Raw genomic sequence first — 20,828 nt, 5'->3', positions numbered from 1 at the left:
CTAGACCGGGTAATTTAGCCTATGGGTTCCTGATTAACTGTGATAAGATGAAACAAAATATGCTAAATTTTCGCGATCAATGGGGTAACCCCACTCCTATCCTACCGTAAAGGGTGTATCGCATATGAAGCGGATCCGAATGTTGATGATAGCAGGCATGCTTGCGCTTTCGATCATGGCGGGGTTAGGCTTGACGACGGTCGAAGCGGAACGAAGGGTGGTTCGTTACCAGACGGAGTTGGATTATCCTCCCTATAAATTCAGCCAGAACGGATTTGAAATGGGCTTCGATTTGGAATTGACTCGTCTCATCTTTAAGGAGCAAGACTACACGCTGGCGTACTCCGCCTCGGATTGGAAGGAAGCCTACCAGGCGCTGATCGACGGATCGGCGGATACGGCCGGGTTGATGGCGGTTCAGGAGAATCGGAAACGGGATATTCTATTTTCCAAACCGGTCATGCGGACCTACATTGGAGTCTATGCTAGAGAGGATTTTCGAGGCGAGCCGGGGAAGGATGATCTGAATCAATATAGCGTCGGCGTTGGCGCGGGGCAATATTCCGAGGAGATTCTCCAGTCGGAAGCCGGCGTAGTCTCGTACCGTACATACCCTACCGTGGAAGCGGCCCTTCTTGCTTTGAAGCGGGGAGAAATCGACCTGCTGTTTGAGAATGAGAACGTGGTCGATTATTTGATCGTGAAGCGGGAAATGACCGGAGAAGTTCAAAAGGTGCTGGAGGATCTGTATCCCCGCGACGTCGCTTATGGAATCAGCAAAAAGACACCGGAGCTGGTCGATTACTTCAACGGCCGAATCGATGACCTGAAACGTTCGGGAGTTTATGAGGAGCTCTACCTGAAATATTTCTTCACTCATTCGGCCTCGTTCTCGAACGCCATGCGAAACCGCCTCATCCTAGTCGGCGGTCTGCTGGTCGGAGGGGTGGCGGCGAGTTACTGGCTGATCCGGGCTTATATTATCCGCTTGAGCCGTACGATTCATGGGGAACGGGGCTTTTCCAAGGAAGTGCTGGATCATACCAATCTATTCATTTGGGCGGTGCAAGGCGACCGGATTACGGTACGCTTCAACCGATACGCCGAATGGATTACGGGGATCCGGGAGAGCGAGGCGGTCGGGCGTCCCTACACGGAGCATCCTTTGCTGCAGCATGCTTGCCGGGAGCTGATTCCGCTGCTGGACCAGGCGTTGTCCCATCGCTTCGTTGATCATCGCGAGCTCAACCTATTCTGCTCGGACCAGGGGAAAGCGAAGGCGTTCTTGTTCCGAACGGCAGTCATCCCCGGGCTGCAGGGTGACCCGGACGTCTTCATCATGACCGGCGTGGATATCGAGGAGCGTAAGCAATTCGAGAATAAGCTGCATCAAAGCTATCAAGAGCTGGAGTCCGCGAATCTGGAATTAACCGCCACGCAAGAAGAGTTGAGGGTTAACTACGATCAGCTCCTGGAAAATCAGGAGAGGCTGAGACGAAGCGAGGAACGTTATCGGCTGGTCGCGGAAGCGTCCAACGGCGGCATATGGGAGTTGGATTTGGAGCGGAATCGCCGCTTCTACTCTCCGCGGTGGTTCGAGCTGCTTGGTTACAGTCAAGATGACGCGATCACGAACGAAATGCTCCAGCAAGTGATTCATCCCGACGATACCCCGGACATCCTGCGGGAATTTTCATCCTTGCAGGCCGGGGACAAAGAGGTGTTCGAATGCGAATACCGTTTGCGCTGCAAAGACGGGGAATACCGCTGGTTCCTGGGCCGGGGGAAAGCGCTGTTCGACGAGCAGGGGCGCGCTTACCGGATGGTAGGTTCGAATATTGAGGTGCACCAGTTGAAAATGTACCAGCAGCGAATGCGGCATCTTGCTTATTACGACGCGCTCAGCGACTTGCCGAACCGGTTGTATTTGCTCGAAGAGATGGATGCGCTGGTTTCCGGGGATGACGCCAAAGCGGCTTTGTTTTTCGTAGATACCGACAATTTTAAGTTCATCAACGATACGCTGGGGCATAAATTCGGCGACCGTCTGCTGATGCAGGCGAGCTCTCGCTTAACCTCCCTGATCGGGAATGCGGGCATGTTATTCCGGCTGGGCGGGGACGAATTCGTCATTCTGATGAAGGATGTGGAAGAGGGGCAGGCGACTGCTCTAGCGGACAAGCTGCTGCAAGGCTTCAGGGAGCCGTTCCGGATCGACGACAGCGAACTGTTCGTGTCCGTCAGCATCGGCATCTCGTTCTATCCTCGGGACGGCCGTACCCCGGAAGAAATCCTGAAGAATGCCGACGTGGCGATGTACGCGGCCAAAGAAGCGGGGAAAGGCAAATACGTCGTCTTCGACCCCGGATTTCTGCAAGCGTTTAATGATCGGGTGCATCTGGAAAAAAATCTGCGGCAAGCAATGGACAGGGGGGAATTTACCCTCCATTACCAGCCTCAAATCGGCGTGCGCGACGGCCATATTTGCGGCTTCGAGGCGTTGATTCGCTGGAACAGCCCGGAACTCGGCTTCGTATCGCCCTTATCCTTCATTAAAATTGCCGAGGACAGCCGGCTAATCGTACCGATCGGCGAATGGGTGCTGAAGGAATCTTGCTCCTTCGCCAAACGGCTGCAGGACGATGGGTTCGGGACGCACAAAATCGCCGTCAACATCTCCGTCGTACAGCTTCTCGAAGAGGATTTCGTCAGCAAAGTCCTGCGTATCCTGCAGCAAACCGGCCTGTCGCCGGAGTTCCTGGAGCTGGAAATTACCGAATCGATGATCATGGAAACGGTGGATTCGCTTGCGCCCAAGCTGAACGAACTGAAAGCCCTCGGCATTCAAATCGCTTTGGACGATTTCGGTACCGGCTATTCCTCCCTGGGATCGCTGAAACAAATGCCAATCACGACGCTGAAGGTGGACAGAACGTTTATCGAGCATTTGCCGGAACAGGACGATAACCGTTCCCTCGCCAAAGCGATCGTGCTCATCGGGCGTAAAATGGGGCTGCAGGTCGTCGCCGAAGGCGTGGAGACGGAGCAGCAGTTGCAGCATGTCCGGCGCGCCAAGTGCGATATCATCCAGGGGTATTATATCAGCAAGCCGCTTCCGGAAGCCGGTATCCGCGAGCTGTTGAGAAGCTATCGGCCTCTAACGATCTAACAACACAAAATAACCCGCGGAATCGTAATGGAAGTTCACGATTCCGCGGGTTATTATCTTTCAATCAGTGTCCGGCCGGCGTGTTGCCTTCCTGGGCCGGAACGGGATCCGGTTCGCTGAGGAACATGGTGATCGGCATGGATGCCGCCCCCAGCGCCGTGGAACGGATGCCTAAGTTAGCGAAGGCGACCCCGGTCTTCTTCCGGTGATACGATAAGCTGCGGTTCTCGATCGTACGCAGCATGGCATCCTGCAGCAGATCGCCGGCGAGGGACAGGCGGTTGCCGATAACGATGAGTTCCGGATTCAGGATGTTGACCAAGTTGGCCAAGCCCACGCCCAGCTGGGCGCCGATTTCATTCAGAAGCTGAATCGCTTTGGGCTCGCCTCCTCGGGCGAGTAGAATAATTTCCTCCAGACCGGGATGCGAATCGTTCCATAGCTTGGCCGCCCGGTCGAGCAGGGCCTTCTCCGAGGCCAGCGTCTCCCAGCAGCCGCGGTTGCCGCAGCGGCAGAGCGGGCCGTTCTCGGCGACGGTCATGTGGCCGACCTCGCCGGAGAAATTCGACGTGCCGCGGTACAGCTCGCCGCCGACGATGATGCCGGAGCCGATGCCGATGCCGATACTCAGATAGATCAGATTTTGGGCCTCGCGGCCGGCGCCGTAAAGCTTCTCGCCAATCGCGCCCGCATTGGCCTCGTTATCGATATGAAGATTGGCCCCGAATTCGGTGGCCAACGATTCGTACAGGTCGACCTGGTTCCAGTCCAGGTTGGGGGCCGATACCACGCGGCTCGTGTCGTCGACGAGCCCGGGGACCCCGATCCCGATCCCTACGATGCCGTACGGGGATTCGGGGAGCTTTTTGCTAAACTGGCGGATCGTTTTGCGGATCTGTTCAAGCACGTGGTCCGGGGTGAAATCGGCGAGCTGCACCGTTTTCTCCTGGAGGACGTGGCCTTCCAGATCGACGAGCACCGCCAGTAAATCATTGACGCGGATATCGATGCCAACGGCATAACCGGCGCTGCGATTGAATAGCAGCAGCGTGGGCTTGCGCCCGCCGCTAGATTCGCCGGGGCCGATCTCGGTAACAAGCTGGCTGTCGATCAACTCGGAGACGAGGGACGATACGGTCGCCTTGTTCAAGCCGATCGCGGCGGAAATATCCGCTCGTGACAACGGTTGACGCTGACGGATCGTATCCAGGACGATGGTTTTATTCATTTTTTTGATGAGCTGCTGGTCGCCTGTGATTTTCATACTATACTCCCTCGTTAAACCCATGCCTTAGGGCATGGCGAATTTATGTCTATACGCATCATAACATAAATGACCCGGGAGGAATCAATAACTTTGTTAGTTTACTAGACAAACTAAGTGGAACGTGGTACGATCTAGGTGTAGAAGGCATGCTTCCATTATTCGGTGGGCATGCTACTTATAATCCACAGGATGTAAAGGCTTACTTATTGTGTACCTCTAAAAAATTCTGGCTGGGAGGAATTAGTGGTGAGTTATTTTAAGAACATTAGCAAAATTCAGTATGAAGGCGCAGGTTCCAACAATCCGCTGGCATTTAAACATTATAACGAGAATGAAGTCATCCTCGGCAAATCGATGAAAGAGCACCTGCGTTTCGCGGTTGCTTACTGGCACACGCTGACGATGAACGGCAGCGACCCGTTTGGTCAAGGTAACATGATTCGTCCTTGGGAAACGGTAAGCGGCTTGGATCTGGCTAAAGCCCGCGTAGAAGTGAACTTTGAATTCCTGGAAAAGATCGGCGCTCCTTATTTCTGCTTCCATGACGTCGACGTTTCTCCGGAAGGCGCTACGCTGAAAGAATCGAACGAGAACCTCGACGTGATCGTTGCTAAAATCAAGGAAGGCATGAACCAAACCGGCGTGAAGTTGCTGTGGAACACGGCGAACATGTTCTCCAATCCGCGTTATGTACATGGCGCAGCAACAACTTCGAACGCAGACGTATTCGCTTATGCTGCGGCTCAAGTGAAGAAAGGTTTGGAAACTGCTCTTGAATTAGGCGCTGAAAACTATGTGTTCTGGGGCGGACGCGAAGGTTACGAATCCCTGTTGAACACCGATATGGGCCTGGAACTCGACAACCTGGCGAGATTCTTCCAAATGGCGATCGACTACGCGAAGGAAATCGGCTTCAAAGGCCAATTCTTGATCGAGCCGAAACCAAAAGAGCCTACCAAACACCAATACGACTTCGACGCAGCTACAACGATTGCGTTCCTGCAAAGATACGGCTTGCAAGACCACTTCAAGCTTAACCTGGAAGCAAACCATGCGACGCTGGCCGGCCATACGTTCGAACATGAACTGCGCGTAGCCCGCATCAACAACATGCTGGGTTCGATCGACGCCAACCAAGGCGATATGCTGCTTGGCTGGGATACCGACGAATTCCCGACCGACCTGTATGCCGTAACGCTGGCTATGTATGAAATCCTGCAAAACGGCGGCTTGGGTTCCGGCGGTGTCAACTTCGACGCGAAGGTAAGACGCAGCTCCTTCGAACCGGAAGACCTGTTCTACGCACATATCGCGGGTATGGATACTTTCGCGAAAGGTCTGAAAGTAGCCGGCAAGATGATCGAAGACAAATTCATCGAGAACCTGCTGAACGATCGTTATGCGAGCTTCAAGACCGGCATTGGCGCCGACATCGTATCCGGCAAAGCCAACTTCAAAACGCTGGAAGCCTATGCTTTGGAGCACAGCCATATCGTCAACAAGTCGAACCACCTCGAGCTGGTTAAAGCCCGCCTGAACGAGTACATTTTCGGAACGAAATAAGATTCAAAAGTCGGCTTTACACGCACAACTTTTTCAAAAAGGGACGCCTGCCGTCCCTTTTTGTGGTATAAGGCCCCATTGGGGGGACATGCGAAGGGAGAGTATCGCGATGAAGTATGTGATTGGCATCGACCTTGGAACCAGCTCGGTCAAGACGCTGCTCGTGAACCAAAACGGGGATATCGCCGGGGAGGCTTCGGCTTCCTATCCGCTCATTCAAGAGCGTCCCGGGTTCAGCGAGCAAAATCCCGAGGAATGGGTGAAAGGAACCGTTGCTTGCTTGAAGCAACTGCTGAAAGAGAGCGGCGTTTCGGCCGCTGACGTGGAAGGCGTATCCTTCTCCGGTCAAATGCACGGATTGGTCCTGCTGGATGAGCAGAACAACGTGTTGCGCAACGCCATCCTGTGGAACGATACACGGACCACGAAGCAATGTCGTGACATTGATGCAAAGCTGGGCAGCAAGCTGCTCGACATTACACGCAACGCCGCGTTGGAAGGCTTTACGCTGCCGAAAATCCTTTGGGTGCAGGAGCATGAGCCGGAGCTGTTCGCCAAAGCCGCGCGGTTCGTGCTGCCGAAGGATTATTTGCGTTACCGCATGACCGGCCAAGTGCAAATGGAAATCTCCGATGCGGCGGGAACGCTGCTGCTTAACGTGCCGGAAGGCCGTTGGAGCGAAGAGATCGCCGCAGCCTTCGGGCTCCCGGCCGGCTTCTGCCCGCCGATCGTGGGCAGCACCGAGAGCACCGGCACGCTGCTGCCGGAGTTTGCCGCCGAGTCCGGCCTGTCGGCCGGCACGAAGGTGTTCGGCGGCGGCGCCGATAACGCCTGCGGCGCGGTTGGCGCAGGCATCGTCCGCAAGGGCGACGCGCTGTGCAGCGTCGGTACGTCCGGCGTTGTGTTGACGTACGAAGAAGACAAGAACAAGGATTTTGCCGGCAAGGTGCATTTCTTTAACCATGCGCATCCGGGTGCTTTTTACGCGATGGGCGTGACATTGGCTGCGGGGTATTCCTTGAGCTGGTTCAAGGAATCGCTGGCGCCGGAGCTTAGCTTCGACGAGCTGCTGAAGCCGGTGGGCGATATCGCGCCGGGTTCGGAAGGGCTGCTGTTCACCCCGTATCTGGTCGGGGAACGCACGCCGCACGCGGACAGCGTGATCCGCGGCAGCTTCATCGGCTTGTCCGGCACGCATCGCCGGGAGCATCTGGCCCGCGCGGTGATGGAAGGGATCACCTTCTCGCTGCAGGAGTCGTTTGACCTGTTCGGCGCGGCCGGCATCGCGGTTGATCGCGTCATCTCCATCGGCGGCGGGGCGAAGAATCCGGTCTGGCTGCAAATGCAGGCCGATATCTTCGGCAAGCCGGTCGTAGCGTTGAAGAACGAGCAAGGCCCGGCGATGGGCGCGGCGATGATGGCCGCCGTCGGCAGCGGCTGGTTCGGCAGCCTGAAGGAGTGCGCCGACGCTTTCATCGGCTACGCCAAGACGTATGAGCCGATCCCGGCCAACGTGGAGAAGTACGCTCGCCTCTTCAAGCTGTACCAGCAAGTCTACGCGGCGACCCGCTCGCTGAATGAAGGGCTGCAGGAATTCCGCGGATAAGCCTCCCGATCCGGATTCGAATTCGGATGATCGCCATGCATGAGAAGCGCCTGTTCCGATGAGGAACAGGCGTTTTTCATTCGAGAATGTTGCATTTCTTACAACATTTCCAACACGTGGGACTTGGTTTGACTGCAAATGTTGCATTTCTTACAACATTTCCAACACGTGGGACTTGGTTTGACTGCAAATGTTGCATTTCTTACAACATTTTAGAGACTCATTGGCCATCGCAGCCGAAAATGTTGCAGGAAATACAACAATTCAGCCCATTCGGGGCATTCAGGCCCCCCAATGTTGTACTTTTTACAACATTCCTCCGACCTGACTAAGGTCCGCAAGAACGCAATAGGAGACCCGGGAGTCTGCCGCCACCCAGGCAAGAACTGCAAATCCCCTATAGCCCGAAAGGCATGGTATAATTGACCTTGCACGAGGAGGGAAGACATGTTCATCCGGAACATCTACCGCAATTACTTCAAGAACAATTTGTTCATGAAAATCATTTTGTTTTTCTCGGTCATCACGATCGTGACGATCATTACGTTTTCGTACGTGATGTTCATGTTTATGTCCGAGTCCGCGGTGCAGAGGCAACTGGATATCCAGAAGCGGGCGATCGAAAGCGTAAGCGGCTACATCGGCGGCAAATACGAAGCCGTGCAAACGATGGTGCGGGACATCTATCGCGACGAGGAGCTGGCCTCGAACACTTCGTTTTTTCTGGAGCATCGGTATCAGGATTACGTGAACTACCGCCTGGACCGGTTTTATATGGAAAATAATTCGTCAACGGACACCGTGCTTTATTTCCGCAACGTGGTTGACGACGATCCGGACATCCGCAGCGTCATGTTGTATAGCGCGGACCTGCAGCAGCTGTATGCCTTTGGCAACGACAATCAGTTCAAGATTATCCCCACCAACCAGGCCCGGTCCTTCGTGCCCGACGTCATGTACCAGCAAGAGGGCATGAACGTGGGAACGGCCAACATCTGGGTGCGCAAAACGGTTGGTTTGCCGAACACCCCGATGTATTCGGTCCGAATTCCGATCAACAATAAGCTAACGCTTCGCAATATCGGGCAACTGGACGTTTATTTCGACACGGCCGCTGTGTGGGGCAGCCTGGCCATGTACCAGGATGAATTGAAGGGATCGATCCTGGTTCTGTCCGCAGACGGCAGCGTTCTGTTCGATTCCTCCGGTATCTATTATGGTCGAAAATATCCTTATACCGAGCAACTCAACTCGCTATATGACACCGGGGTGCTGGGCAACGGACTGATCGCCACTAAGCTGACGCAAAGCCAGGGAGGGTTTACGGTGCTCAGCACGGTCCCGAAAGAGGAACTGGCTAGAACCTATCAGGGACTTCGCAACACGATCCTGACGATCAGCTCCATTTGCATTCTATTCGCCATCCTGATCCCGGCACTGTTCATCAGCAATTTCGCCAAACGCACGAACGGCATCATCCGGTTTACCCGGAGAGTGCGCAACGGCGATTTCTCGGCGCGGATTGCCGACGTACGGGAGGACGAGCTGGGGCAGATTTCCAAGAGCTTTAACGACATGCTGGACGAGCTGAATTTGTATATCGACCGGGTGTTCAAAGCCGAGATCAAGCAGCAGCAAACCGAGCTTGTCGCGCTGCAAGCGCGGATTAACCCGCATTTTCTTTACAATACCCTGGAAGTGATTCGCATGCGGGCCATTTCCCAAGGCGCCAAGGATGTGGGAGAAATGATCTACAGCTTGTCCGTCCTGTTCAAAAGCATGGTGCAGCAAAAGAAAAACTACACGCTGAAGGATGAGCTGGAAGCCTGCCGCTTGTATCTGGAGTTGTTCCGCATCCGTTACAAGGATCGCTTTACCTATGAGATTCAGGCCGACCCGGCGCTCTACGGTAAGGCGCTTGTCAGGTTGTCCCTGCAGCCGATCGTGGAGAATTACATCGTCCACGGGATTCAAACGGACCGATTTGACAACCGGATCACGATTGAAGTGCGGGAGGACGAGGATACCTTAATCGCAGTGGTGAAGGATAACGGGAAAGGCATCGAACCCGACCGGCTGGCGGAAATCCGCCGGGAACTGGAGCGGGAGGAGGAAACCGGGCAAATGTTCGGATTGCGCAGCGTGCATACGCGGCTGCGGTTCCTGTACGGTCCGGCTTACGGGATAGAGATCGACAGCGTGCCCGGCGCAGGGACGACGATCACAATACGTTATCCCAACCGGGAAGGAATGGAGGTTGAAGATGTATAAGGTGTTTATCGTCGATGACGAACCGTTTATCATCGAGGGCTTATACGATATCGTCGACTGGCCGCAGTTCGGTCTGGAAATCGTCGGCCACGCGGGGAACGGACAGCAGGCGCTGGACGCCCTGGGCTCGACGCCGGTCGATGTATTGATCACGGACATCTCCATGCCGGTCATGGACGGGTTAACGCTGATCTCCGAGGCGCGGAAGCTGCATGAGGAGCTGAAAGTGATCATTTTGAGCGGATTCAACGAGTTCGATTATCTCAAAGAGGGCATGAAGCTGGGCATCGAAAACTATTTGCTGAAGCCGATTAATTTGGAGGAGCTGGAATCGACGCTGCGCAACACCGTGCAGAAGCTCGACAGCGTGCAATCAGATGGGTTGTATGACGCCTACGATGTCCAGATTTTGAAGGACAACACCCTGTACCGCTGGCTGAACGGGCAAATCGCCGCCGCCGAATTCGAGGAGCGTGCCGAGCTGCTGGGTCTGCATTTGCAGGGCCCCAACATTGCGGTGGCCGCGCTGCGTACCAAAGGCATTTCGGCTGAAGTATTCGAACGGGCCGAACATTACTTGAAGGAGCGGAGGGGAGTCGCCTTGTTCCGCGACGTGGACGGCGATATTGTGATCGTGGGCTCTTTGCTTCAGGGAGCGGAGGGAAAAAGGACGTTTGCGGAGCTGATGGAGAACCTGGCGTTGGAGTTGTCCGTCATGAACCGGCCGATCCAAATCGGCATCGGCAGCGTGAGCCAGCTTCCCGAGGGAGCTTCTCTCAGTTACAAGGAAGCCAAGCGCGCCCTGGAATACTACCTGATCTATCCGGATCGGCGGACGATCGAATACAAGCTGCTGGAAGGCGACCACCGTGGCAACAGCGTGCTGGAGAGTGGTTATCCGCTGGCATGGGACGAGTATGCCAAGCTGATTTTGGCCAAGGATAAGGAAGGTTTGAAGGAGCTCGTTTCCCGCGATTTCGAGCAGATGAAGCGGCTGGAGGGCATCCGCCCCGAGGATTTGCAGAACGCTGCCTTAGAGCTGGTTGTCCGCTTCAAAATGGAGCTGCAGCATATCAAATATACGGAAGAAACCGATTTGTTTAAGAAGGCGCTAGAGCGTGTACAACGCTGCGAATCGTTCCAGGAAATGATCGGAATCCTGGAGGGGCTGGCGGAGGAGACGGTCTGCTCGCTGCTGCAGGACGCCAAGAATCCCGTGGTGCATCAAGTGCTGACTTACATCGATACGCATTACGCCGACGAGCTGTCGCTGAAAACGCTGGGGGCGCAATACCATATTCACCCGGTTTATCTCGGCCAGCTCTTTCATAAGGAGACGGGCGTGTCCTTCGCCGAATACATTAACAAGTATCGAATCGAAAAGGCGAAGCAGCAGCTCAAAAACACCAATCTCAAGGTACACGAAATCGCCCGGAACGTGGGATACTGGGAAATCGGCTACTTCTACAAGCAGTTCCGGAAATACGTGGGGATTTCTCCCACCGACTTTAAAGCGTTGCATTAGATTTGAAGGGGATGGGTACCCTGGATCAAGGATATTTTTACCTACCTGAAGGGGAGGTTTTCCTTGCATCCGGGGTACTGTCCTTTTCTTTAATTTGTACCTCGATTTTTTAAGTTTATCTTCTTTTTGTAACGGCTTTCATCCGGTAAGGTTAAGTTAGTCAAACAAAACAAAAGAGCTTCAAAAGGGAGGATCAGCATGAGTAAAAGCAAAAGAAGTTTTTCTTTCGTACTTGCCACTCTGATGGCCTTGGTGCTTGTTCTAAGCGCCTGCGGCGGCAACAAGAACGCTGAAAGCAACAGCGGCAACAGCGGGGCTGCAGCCGGCAACTCGGAAGAACCGGTTAACCTGATCTGGTACACGATCGGGACGCCTCAAAAAGACGTGGACCGCGTTATGGAAGAGGTCAGCAAGTACACCAAAGAGAAAATCAACGCAACGATCACGATGAAAATGATCGACTGGGGCGATTACACTCAAAAAATGCAAGTAAACGTCGCTTCCGGTGAACCGATGGATATCATCTTCACTTCCGCCGGCGGTTTCGACTACGTGCAAAACGCCAGAAAAGGCGCGTTCATGGAGCTTGACGATCTGCTCGAAAAATACGGACAAGATCTGAAAAACACCATCGACCCGGCCTTCCTGGAAGGCTCCAAAGTTGACGGCCATAACTACGGCATCCCTGCCAACAAAGAATTGCCTCAACAAGAAGTATGGCGCTTCAACAAAAGCCTGGCCGACAAATACAACATGGACATCACTAGCATTCGTTCCTTGGATAGCATCGAACCGTTGCTGAAAACGATCAAGGAAAACGAACCGGGCGTAACGCCTTTCGCGATGGACAAGAACTACGTTCCTTACGTGCCTTATGATTACATCATCCAGAACCTGCCGATGGCCGTAAAACTGGACACAACGGATTATAAAATCGTAAACATCCTGGAAACGCCAGAAATGAAGGCCGCTCTGGATCTGATGCACAAATACTATCAAGCGGGTTATGTGGCTCCTGAAGCTGCAACGACCGGTTCTACCAGCGACCTGATGACTTCCGGCCAATGGTTCATGGACCGTGCGCAAACTCAGCCGTTGGCGGATAACCTGTGGTCTGCAAGCTACGGTTACCCTGTCGTTTCCACGCCGGCAAGTGACGCGATCATTACGAACACTTCCGTACAAGGTTCGATCATGGCGATCTCCGCGAACTCCGAGCATCCGGAGAAAGCGATGGAATTCCTGAACCTGCTGAACACCGATCCGGTGCTGCGCAACATGGTTGACTCCGGTATCGAAGGCGTTCACTACAAGAAGATTGACGACACGCATTACGAAAACCTGGCAGAATCGAAAAACTACGACATGCCGTCTTACTCTTTGGGCAACAACATGCTCTTGTACCTGAATCCGAACGATCCGGACGACAAATGGGAGCAATTCAAGAAGTTTAACGCAGAAGGCGTGAACTCGCCGATCCTGAGCTTCAACTTCGACAGCACGAAAGTAGCTACCGAAATGGCAGCCGTACAAAACGTGAAAGAACAATTCTGGTCCTCGCTGATGACCGGTACGGTGGATCCGGCAGAATACTTGCCGAAAGCGATTGAAAAATTCAAAGAGGCCGGCCTTGACAAGGTCATTGCTGAAGCCCAAGCTCAGCTCGATGCCTGGAGAGCTGAAAACAACAAGTAACAATTAAAGAAAGAGCAGGGATCGGGCGGGTGAAAGTGGCGCCCGATCCTTTTTCATTATTTTCGACAGGAGGGGAACATCATGGCTGCATTTTTCAAAAACCTGCTCAAGAATAAAGTCATGTTATTTATGGTGTTGCCGGGTGCCGTCTGGTTTTTCTTTTTCTCGTACCTTCCGTTGGTCGGTACGATTACGGCGTTTAAGCAATACCGCTTCAGCCGTGACGGCTTCTGGGCGAGTATCGCGAAGAGCGAATGGGTAGGTTGGGACAACTTCAAGTTCCTGTTCAGCACGAACGATGCTTTTACCATTACCCGCAACACGTTGTTATACAACCTTGCTTTTATTTTCATCGGACTCGTGCTTTCCGTCGCGATGGCGATCCTGCTGTCCGAACTGGTCGGCAAAACGATGGCTAAAGTCTATCAAACCGGGATGTTTCTGCCCTATTTCTTGTCCTGGGTTATCGTCGGCTACTTCGCGTTCAGCTTCCTGAGCATGGATCGCGGGATGATCAACCAAATCCTGGGCTGGTTCGGCGTGGAGCGGATCAACTGGTATTCAGAGCCGAAGTATTGGCCTTATATCTTGATTTTCGTCAATCTGTGGAAGTCGATCGGCTACAACAGCGTCGTTTACCTGGCTTCGATCATGGGGATCGACAAATCGCTTTACGAGGCGGCGATGATCGACGGGGCTACCAAATGGCAGCAAATTCGCAACATCACGGTTCCCCTGCTTTCTCCGATCATTATTATCATGACGCTGCTTGCGGTAGGGCGGATCTTTTACGCCGACTTCGGCTTGTTCTACCAAGTGCCAAGAGATTCGGGCACGCTCTATCAAGTCACGAACGTCATCGACACTTACGTATACCGCGGTTTGAAAACAACCGGGGAAATCGGCATGAGTACGGCGGCCGGCCTTTATCAATCGGTGGTAGGCTTCATTCTCGTCATGGTTTCCAACTACGTCGTGCGCAAAATCGATAAGGACAGCGCCCTATTTTAAACAGCTGAAAGGAGTGTCAGAGTATGGCGGAGCTGGCTAGAAAAAGCAAGGATTTTCATAACGTCTCTCGCGGCTGGAACGCCGTTTTGCACCTGATCGCGGGCATTTTCTCGTTCTTGTGCGTGTTCCCCTTTATCTTCGTCGTCATTATTTCCTTTACGGACGAAAAAACGCTGGCAACGGACGGCTATCGGCTGATTCCTGCCAAATGGAGTCTGGAGGCTTACCGCTTCGTGTTCGAAAGCGGCGATTCGCTGCTTCGCTCTTACGGCGTGACGATTCTGATCACCCTCGTGGGCACCGTGATCAGTTTGGTCATGATCTCGCTTTACGCTTACGCGATCTCGCGGAAGAGCTTCCGCTACCGGAGATTCTTCTCCGTATTTGCAATCGTCACCATGCTCTTTAACGGCGGGATGATCCCGACTTATATGGTTGTATCCCAGTTGATGGGTCTGAAGGACACGTTGTGGGCGCTCATTTTGCCGCTCGCGATGAATGCATTTTATATCATGATCCTACGTACGTTTTATAGTACAAGCGTTCCGGAAGCGATCATTGAATCGGCGCGGATTGACGGTGCCGGCGATTTCTATATTTTCCTGCGCATCGTATTGCCGCTGTCCCTGCCGGGCTTGGCTACGATCGGCCTATTCAGCACGTTGGGCTACTGGAACGACTGGTTTAACGCGTTGCTGTACATCGACAATCCGAATCTGGTGCCGCTGCAGTCGATGCTGATGCGGATCGAATCGAGCATTGCCTTTATTCAGCAGAACTCGCAAAACAGCTCGCTGAGCTTGCAGGCCCTGTCGTCGATTCCGCAGGATACGTCGCGGATGGCGATGGTCGTGCTTGCGACGCTGCCAATTATTTTTGCATATCCGTTCTTCCAACGGTATTTTGTACAAGGACTTACGGTAGGCGCCGTCAAAGAATAATAGTGGTGGCTCAAAAATTGCCTTTTGATCACGAAGTAGTACCAAGTAGTTTAATCGGCATCGAATCTTGAATTCAGCCGGGCCTTCCGTTGCTCACGTAGCCTCCAGCTACGCTGCGCTACTCAGTCCCTAGCTTCATCCAACCTTCTCGGTGCTGAAAAGTCAATTTTTGAACGTCATTGGAACTCTAGATCCAACCCTTTTTGAACTCTTTTGTATTGAGGAAAAATTTAAGGAGCGAGGTGGAGACGTTGCTTTATAAAGACAGATCGAAACCCGTCCCGGAACGAGTGGAGCATTTGCTCGGACTGATGACATTGGAAGAAAAGGCCGGCCAGCTGGTCCAGCCTTTCGGCTGGCAGACCTATGAGCATAAAGATGGCGAAATCAAGCTGACCGATGCGTTTAAAGAGCAGGTACAGGGCGGCGGGATCGGCTCGCTTTACGGCGTGCTCCGCGCGGATCCGTGGACGGGCGTGACGCTGGAAACCGGCTTGTCGCCGCGCGAAGGCGCGGAAGCGGTCAACGCGATCCAGCGTTACGCCATCGAAAACTCGCGCCTCGGCATCCCGATCCTGATCGGGGAAGAGTGCTCGCACGGCCATATGGCGATCGGCGCCACGGTCTTTCCGGTGCCGTTGTCGCTTGGCAGCACCTGGAACGTGGAGCTGTACCGCGAGATGTGCCGAGCGGTGGCTCGGGAGACGCGCGCCCAAGGCGGCGCGGTCACCTATTCCCCGGTCCTCGACGTCGTTCGCGATCCCCGTTGGGGCCGGACCGAAGAGTGCTTTGGCGAAGACGCCTATTTAATCGGCGAAATGGCCGTAGCTTCGGTCGAGGGCTTGCAAGGGGAACGTTTAGACGGAGAGGACAGCGTGGCAGCCACGCTGAAGCACTTCGTCGGCTACGGCAGCTCCGAGGGCGGCCGAAACGCCGGCCCGGTCCATATGGGACGGCGCGAGCTGCTGGAGGTCGACCTGCTGCCATTCCGCAAGGCGGTGGAAGCCGGCGCGGCTTCGATCATGCCGGCCTACAACGAGATCGACGGCGTTCCGTGCACGACCAACGAAGAATTGTTGGACGGTGTCCTTCGCGGCGAGTGGGGGTTTGACGGCATGGTCATCACCGACTGCGGCGCGATCGACATGCTCGCTTCCGGCCACGACGTGGCGGAAGACGGACGGGATGCGGCGATCCAGGCGATTCGCGCGGGCATCGACATGGAGATGTCCGGCGTGATGTTCGGCAAGCACCTGGTGGAGGCGGTACGGTCGGGACAGCTGGAGGAGGAAGTGCTCGATCGCGCGGTGCGCCGCGTATTGACGCTGAAATTCCGCCTGGGGCTGTTCGAACAGCCGTACGCCGACCCGGCGCGGGCCGAGCGGGTGATCGGCAGCACGGAACATGTGGAGCTGGCTCGACAGTTGGCCCGCGAAGGCATCGTGCTGCTGAAGAACGAAGGCGGCGTGCTGCCGCTGTCTGCAGACGCCGGCAAAATCGCCGTCATCGGGCCGAACGCCGATGTAGGCTACAACCAGCTGGGCGACTACACCTCGCCGCAGCCTCGCTCCAAGGTAACGACCGTGCTGGGCGGGATTCGCGGCAAGCTGGACGGAACGCCGGAGCGGGTGCTGTATGCCCCGGGCTGCCGGATCAATGGCGACTCCCGGGAAGGTTTTGACGTGGCCTTGTCCTGCGCGGAGCAGGCGGATACGGTGGTCATGGTCGTTGGCGGCTCCAGCGCGCGGGATTTCGGCGAGGGCACGATCGACCTCCGAACCGGCGCCTCCAAAGTAACCGGCAATGCGGAGAGCGACATGGATTGCGGCGAAGGCATCGACCGCATGAACCTCGGCTTGTCCGGCGTACAGCTGGAGCTGATTCAAGAAATTCATAAATTGGGTAAACCGCTGGTAGTGGTTTATATCAACGGACGGCCGATTGCCGAACCGTGGATCGACGAGCACGCCGATGCGATTCTGGAAGCCTGGTATCCGGGCCAAGAGGGCGGGCATGCGATTGCCGATATCCTATTCGGCGACGTGAATCCGTCCGGACGCCTGACGGTATCCGTTCCGAAGCATGTCGGACAGCTTCCGGTTTACTACCACGGCAAACGTTCGCGGGGCAAAAGATATTTGGAAGACGATTCGCAACCGCGGTATCCGTTTGGATACGGACTTAGCTACACGGAGTTCAGCTATGGCAATTTATCGCTTGAGGCTGATGCTATAGACGTAAACGGGACGACGAAAGTATCGATCGACGTAACGAACGTGGGCGACCGGGCCGGTGCGGAAGTGGTCCAGCTGTACATTGCCGACGTCGCGAGTGCGGTAACCCGGCCGGCGAAAGAGCTGAAGGGCTTTCGCAAGGTATTCCTGCAGCCGGGCGAGACGCAAACGGTTGAGTTTCAGGTCGGTCCGGAGCAGCTGCAATACATCGGACGGAATTATGAGCCGGTGGTGGAGCCGGGAGAGTTCCGGGTGCATGTCGGCAAAAACGTAAATGATACGCTAAGCGCCAATCTCTTTGTGCGGGAGGGTTAACATACATGGAACGCATCAGACGTTTTATCCGGGAGCTGTCGGAAGCCCAATGGCTGGATCAGATCCAGCTGCGCGGGTGGGAAATTACTTTTTCCGTCTACCAGGTTCCCGGGAGTTACACGAAGGAGACAGGTTATTCGGAGGGGCAAGCCTTCGAGCGGTTCCCAAGCACGCAGGGAACGACGTATTTCTTCCGCACCCAGTTGGAGATTCCAGAAGGATGGCGAGGCGGACAGGTAGGTCTTATTTTTGCTTCCTGCGGCGAAGGGTTATTGCGAATCAACGGCAAATCAGCCCAGGGCCTGGACCGGAACCATACGTTCGTGACGTTGCCCCAGGAGCAAGGGCAAAGCCCGCTCTCGCTGGAGATCGAGCTGTACGATCCGATCCCTGAGCCCGTAGATCCGCTGAACCAACAAGCGGTCATTCAGCCGCCGATTACGCGGATCGACAGCCGTCTGGTGCTGGTGAACCGCCCGGTGCAAAGCTTGATGTACACGGCGACGATCGTCCGGGATTCCGCCGTGCTGCTGCCGGAGCAGGATTTTCGGCGCACCCGCCTGATCGAGGCGCTGTATGCCGCCATGGACGGATTCGTGGCGCTGGACGCGGAAGCGATCCGCGAGGGTGGAGCGATTGCCGAGCTGGAGCAGCGGCTTGCCGAGCGGGTGAAGGCGATCGGCGGCAACGCCGAAGGCCTGATCCAAATGGTCGGCCAATCGCATATCGACATCGCTTGGCTGTGGCCGGCGCGGGAGACGGTACGCAAGACCAGCCGGACGTTCTCGACGGTCGACGCGCTGATGCGCGAGTACCCGGAATACCGCTACACGCAAAGCCAACCGTTGCTGTTTGCCTACCTGAAGGAAAACGATCCCGAGTTGTATGAGCGGGTGAAAGCGCGGATCAAGGAAGGCCGCTGGGAATTGGTCGGCGGCATGTGGGTGGAGCCGGATTTGAACCTGCCGAGCGGCGAATCGCTGATGCGGCAGATGCTGTACGGGCAGCGTTTCTATCAGGAGGAGTTCGGATTCACCTCGGAGATCGAATGGCTGCCGGACACGTTCGGCTATTGCGCCTCGTTGCCGCAAATCTTGAAGCATGGCGGGATTCGCTATTTCATGACGACCAAGCTCGGTTGGAACGACACCAACGTATTCCCGTACGACCTGTTCCATTGGGTCGGCATCGACGGCACGCCGATGTTGTCCTACCTAAACCACGGCGTGAACGAAAATACGCTGCCGAAGGACGTTCATGAGCACTGGCAGTCTTATCGCCAGAAAGCCGTCCATCCGGAGCAGATGCTGCTTTATGGGCATGGCGACGGCGGCGGCGGGGTCACCCGCGAAATGCTGGAGTACATTAACCGCGCCGAGCTGATGGTAGGTCAGCCGGCGAGCGAATACAGCACGGCGGCGGAGTTCTTCGCCGGAATCGAAGCGGCGCAGCCGAAGCTGCCGGCTTGGCACGGCGATCTGTATTTGGAATTGCACCGGGGGACGTATACGACCCACGGCCGCAACAAGCGCAGCAACCGGAAAGCGGAGATTTTGTACCGCGAGGCCGAACTGTGGAACGCGTTGGCTGCTCCGGCCATGCCGAAAGACCGGCAACGCGAGGCGCAAAGCACGCTGCAGGCGGGCTGGAAGCTGATCCTGTTGAACCAGTTCCACGACATTATCCCGGGTTCGGCGATCACCGAAGCGTACGAGACCTCGACGAAGGAATATGCGGACATTTTCGGCAAAGGGAACGCCGGACTATATCAAGGCCTGACGGCTTTGGCCGAACGGGTAACGACCGCAGGCGAAGGTACGCCTTACATCGTCTTTAATAGTCTGGGCTGGATCCGCGACGCGGTGGTGGCTCTTCCGGATCAAGCTTATCGCAGCGGCGCGGCTGCTTACGACGAGCTCGGCACGCGGCTTGAGCTGGGCGTCCGGACGGATCTTGGCGGAGAAACGGCGGCCTGGGTTCGCGTGCCGGAGGTTCCGGCCTTTGGCTACAAGACGATTTGGCTGCGGTCCGAAGCGGATGTTGTTGCTGGCGCGGCAGCGGATTCCAAAGCCGGTAGTAAGGTATTCCAAGGCGAATGGGAAACGGAATTCTACCGTTTGAAATTCAACGAGCGCGGCGAGATCGTCAGCCTGTGGGATAAAGAAGCCGGACGGGAGATCGTGAAGACAGGCGAAAGCGCGAACCGCTTCCACTTCTACCACGACCGTCCGACGCTGTGGGATGCGTGGGACATTGACCCGCGCTACGAACAGCAACCGGCCGGTGAAGCCGTATTGCTGGAGAGCGGCCTGGTAGCAAGCGGCCCGATCCAGGATGTGATTCGCTTCCGCTGGAGTCTCGGCCAATCGGAAATCACGCAGGATCTGATCCTCTATCATCACGACAAGCGGATCGATTTCCAAACGAAGGTGAATTGGAACGAAGCCCATAAGCTGTTGAAGGTCGGCTTCCCGATCGACGTCGTCACGGATAAAGCGACTTATGAAATTCCGTTCGGGGCGCTGGAACGTCCGACGCATCGCAACACGAGCTGGGAGCAGGCGCAATTCGAGGTGTGCGGACACCGGTTCGCCGACGTTTCCGAACGCGGCTACGGCGTCAGCCTGTTGAACGACTGCAAATACGGCTACGATATCCAGGGCAGCACGATTCGCCTGTCGTTGCTGCGGGCGCCGAAATGGCCGGACGTGACCGCCGATCTCGGCGAACATGAATTTACGTATTCGCTGTATCCGCACCAAGGCGACTGGCAGACCGCTCACACGGTACGCGCGGCGGCCGAGTTGAACCATGGGCCAGCCGTGCTGGCAGCCGAAGCGCATGAAGGCACGCTGCCTTCCACGGGAGCGCTGCTCGGATTTGCAGGCGAGCATGTCGTGCTCGACACGGTGAAACCGGCCGAGGACGGCGATGGCGTGATCCTGCGTCTGTACGAATCGGCGGGCGGCCGCGAGCGCGTGGCGTTGAATTGGAACGAGCCGGTTTCGGGCGCGTTCCTGTCCGATGCGCTGGAGCGGGAGCTTGAACCGATGGCGATGGCGGACGCGGGGCGGATCGAGCTCGATTTTGCCCCGTATGAGATTAAGACGCTGAAGTTGAAGTAAGATGTGAATATTTGTGGGGCGCGTGTGGTGGCACGAGAGATTAGCTGGAAAAAGTAACGTTAATTTCGACTGTATCTTGGGATGGGTTGAATTTAACTGGAATTTC

Annotated in this window: 11 protein-coding genes; 10 read left to right on the top strand and 1 reads right to left on the bottom strand. The window is 55.4% G+C overall.

What is annotated here, in order from left to right:
* The first annotated feature begins 124 nt into the window (after positions 1-124).
* Positions 125-3,169 (top strand): EAL domain-containing protein, encoded by a 3,045-nt coding sequence (locus MJ257_RS22385; RefSeq protein ID WP_240271333.1) that lies wholly within the window; start codon positions 125-127, stop codon positions 3,167-3,169.
* A gap of 64 nt (positions 3,170-3,233) precedes the next feature.
* Here MJ257_RS22385 and MJ257_RS22380 read toward each other — a convergent pair whose 3' ends face one another.
* The gene (locus MJ257_RS22380; RefSeq protein WP_240271332.1) at positions 3,234-4,433 is read right to left on the bottom strand and encodes an ROK family transcriptional regulator; all 1,200 of its coding nucleotides are present in this window, start codon (positions 4,431-4,433) and stop codon (positions 3,234-3,236) included.
* Positions 4,434-4,682: 249 nt separating this feature from the next.
* On the opposite strand from MJ257_RS22380, the gene xylA reads away from it, so the two are divergent.
* The 9 genes from xylA to MJ257_RS22335 all read left to right on the top strand — a co-directional run bounded on the left by xylA (position 4,683) and on the right by MJ257_RS22335 (position 20,722).
* Positions 4,683-5,999, top strand: a complete 1,317-nt coding sequence (gene xylA, locus MJ257_RS22375; RefSeq protein WP_240271331.1) for a xylose isomerase — start codon at positions 4,683-4,685, stop codon at positions 5,997-5,999.
* 109 nt (positions 6,000-6,108) lie between these two features.
* The gene (gene xylB, locus MJ257_RS22370; RefSeq protein WP_240271330.1) at positions 6,109-7,605 is read left to right on the top strand and encodes a xylulokinase; all 1,497 of its coding nucleotides are present in this window, start codon (positions 6,109-6,111) and stop codon (positions 7,603-7,605) included.
* Positions 7,606-8,052: 447 nt separating this feature from the next.
* Positions 8,053-9,876: a sensor histidine kinase gene (locus tag MJ257_RS22365; RefSeq protein ID WP_240271329.1), complete on the top strand. Its 1,824-nt coding sequence runs from the start codon at positions 8,053-8,055 to the stop codon at positions 9,874-9,876.
* The gene (locus MJ257_RS22360; RefSeq protein ID WP_240271328.1) at positions 9,869-11,401 is read left to right on the top strand and encodes a response regulator transcription factor; all 1,533 of its coding nucleotides are present in this window, start codon (positions 9,869-9,871) and stop codon (positions 11,399-11,401) included. The genes MJ257_RS22365 and MJ257_RS22360 overlap by 8 nt, the downstream gene beginning before the upstream one ends.
* Before the next feature lie 198 nt (positions 11,402-11,599).
* Positions 11,600-13,096, top strand: coding sequence for an ABC transporter substrate-binding protein (locus MJ257_RS22355; protein WP_240271327.1), 1,497 nt, complete (start codon positions 11,600-11,602; stop codon positions 13,094-13,096).
* 81 nt (positions 13,097-13,177) lie between these two features.
* On the top strand, positions 13,178-14,107 hold the full coding sequence (locus tag MJ257_RS22350; protein ID WP_240271326.1) for an ABC transporter permease: 930 nt from the start codon (positions 13,178-13,180) through the stop codon (positions 14,105-14,107).
* A gap of 23 nt (positions 14,108-14,130) precedes the next feature.
* Entirely contained in the window at positions 14,131-15,048 is a 918-nt protein-coding gene (locus MJ257_RS22345) for a carbohydrate ABC transporter permease (protein WP_240271325.1), read from the top strand.
* Positions 15,049-15,359: 311 nt separating this feature from the next.
* A complete protein-coding gene (locus MJ257_RS22340; RefSeq protein WP_240271324.1) occupies positions 15,360-17,597 on the top strand; it encodes a glycoside hydrolase family 3 N-terminal domain-containing protein in 2,238 nt (745 codons plus the stop codon).
* Positions 17,598-17,602: 5 nt separating this feature from the next.
* The gene (locus MJ257_RS22335) at positions 17,603-20,722 is read left to right on the top strand and encodes an alpha-mannosidase (protein ID WP_240271323.1); all 3,120 of its coding nucleotides are present in this window, start codon (positions 17,603-17,605) and stop codon (positions 20,720-20,722) included.
* Positions 20,723-20,828: the final 106 nt, after the last annotated feature.

It is taken from the genome of Paenibacillus timonensis (assembly GCF_022427145.1).
Classification (GTDB): Bacteria; Bacillota; Bacilli; order Paenibacillales; family Paenibacillaceae; genus Fontibacillus; species Fontibacillus timonensis.
This window is presented reverse-complemented; position numbering and strand designations above follow the sequence as displayed.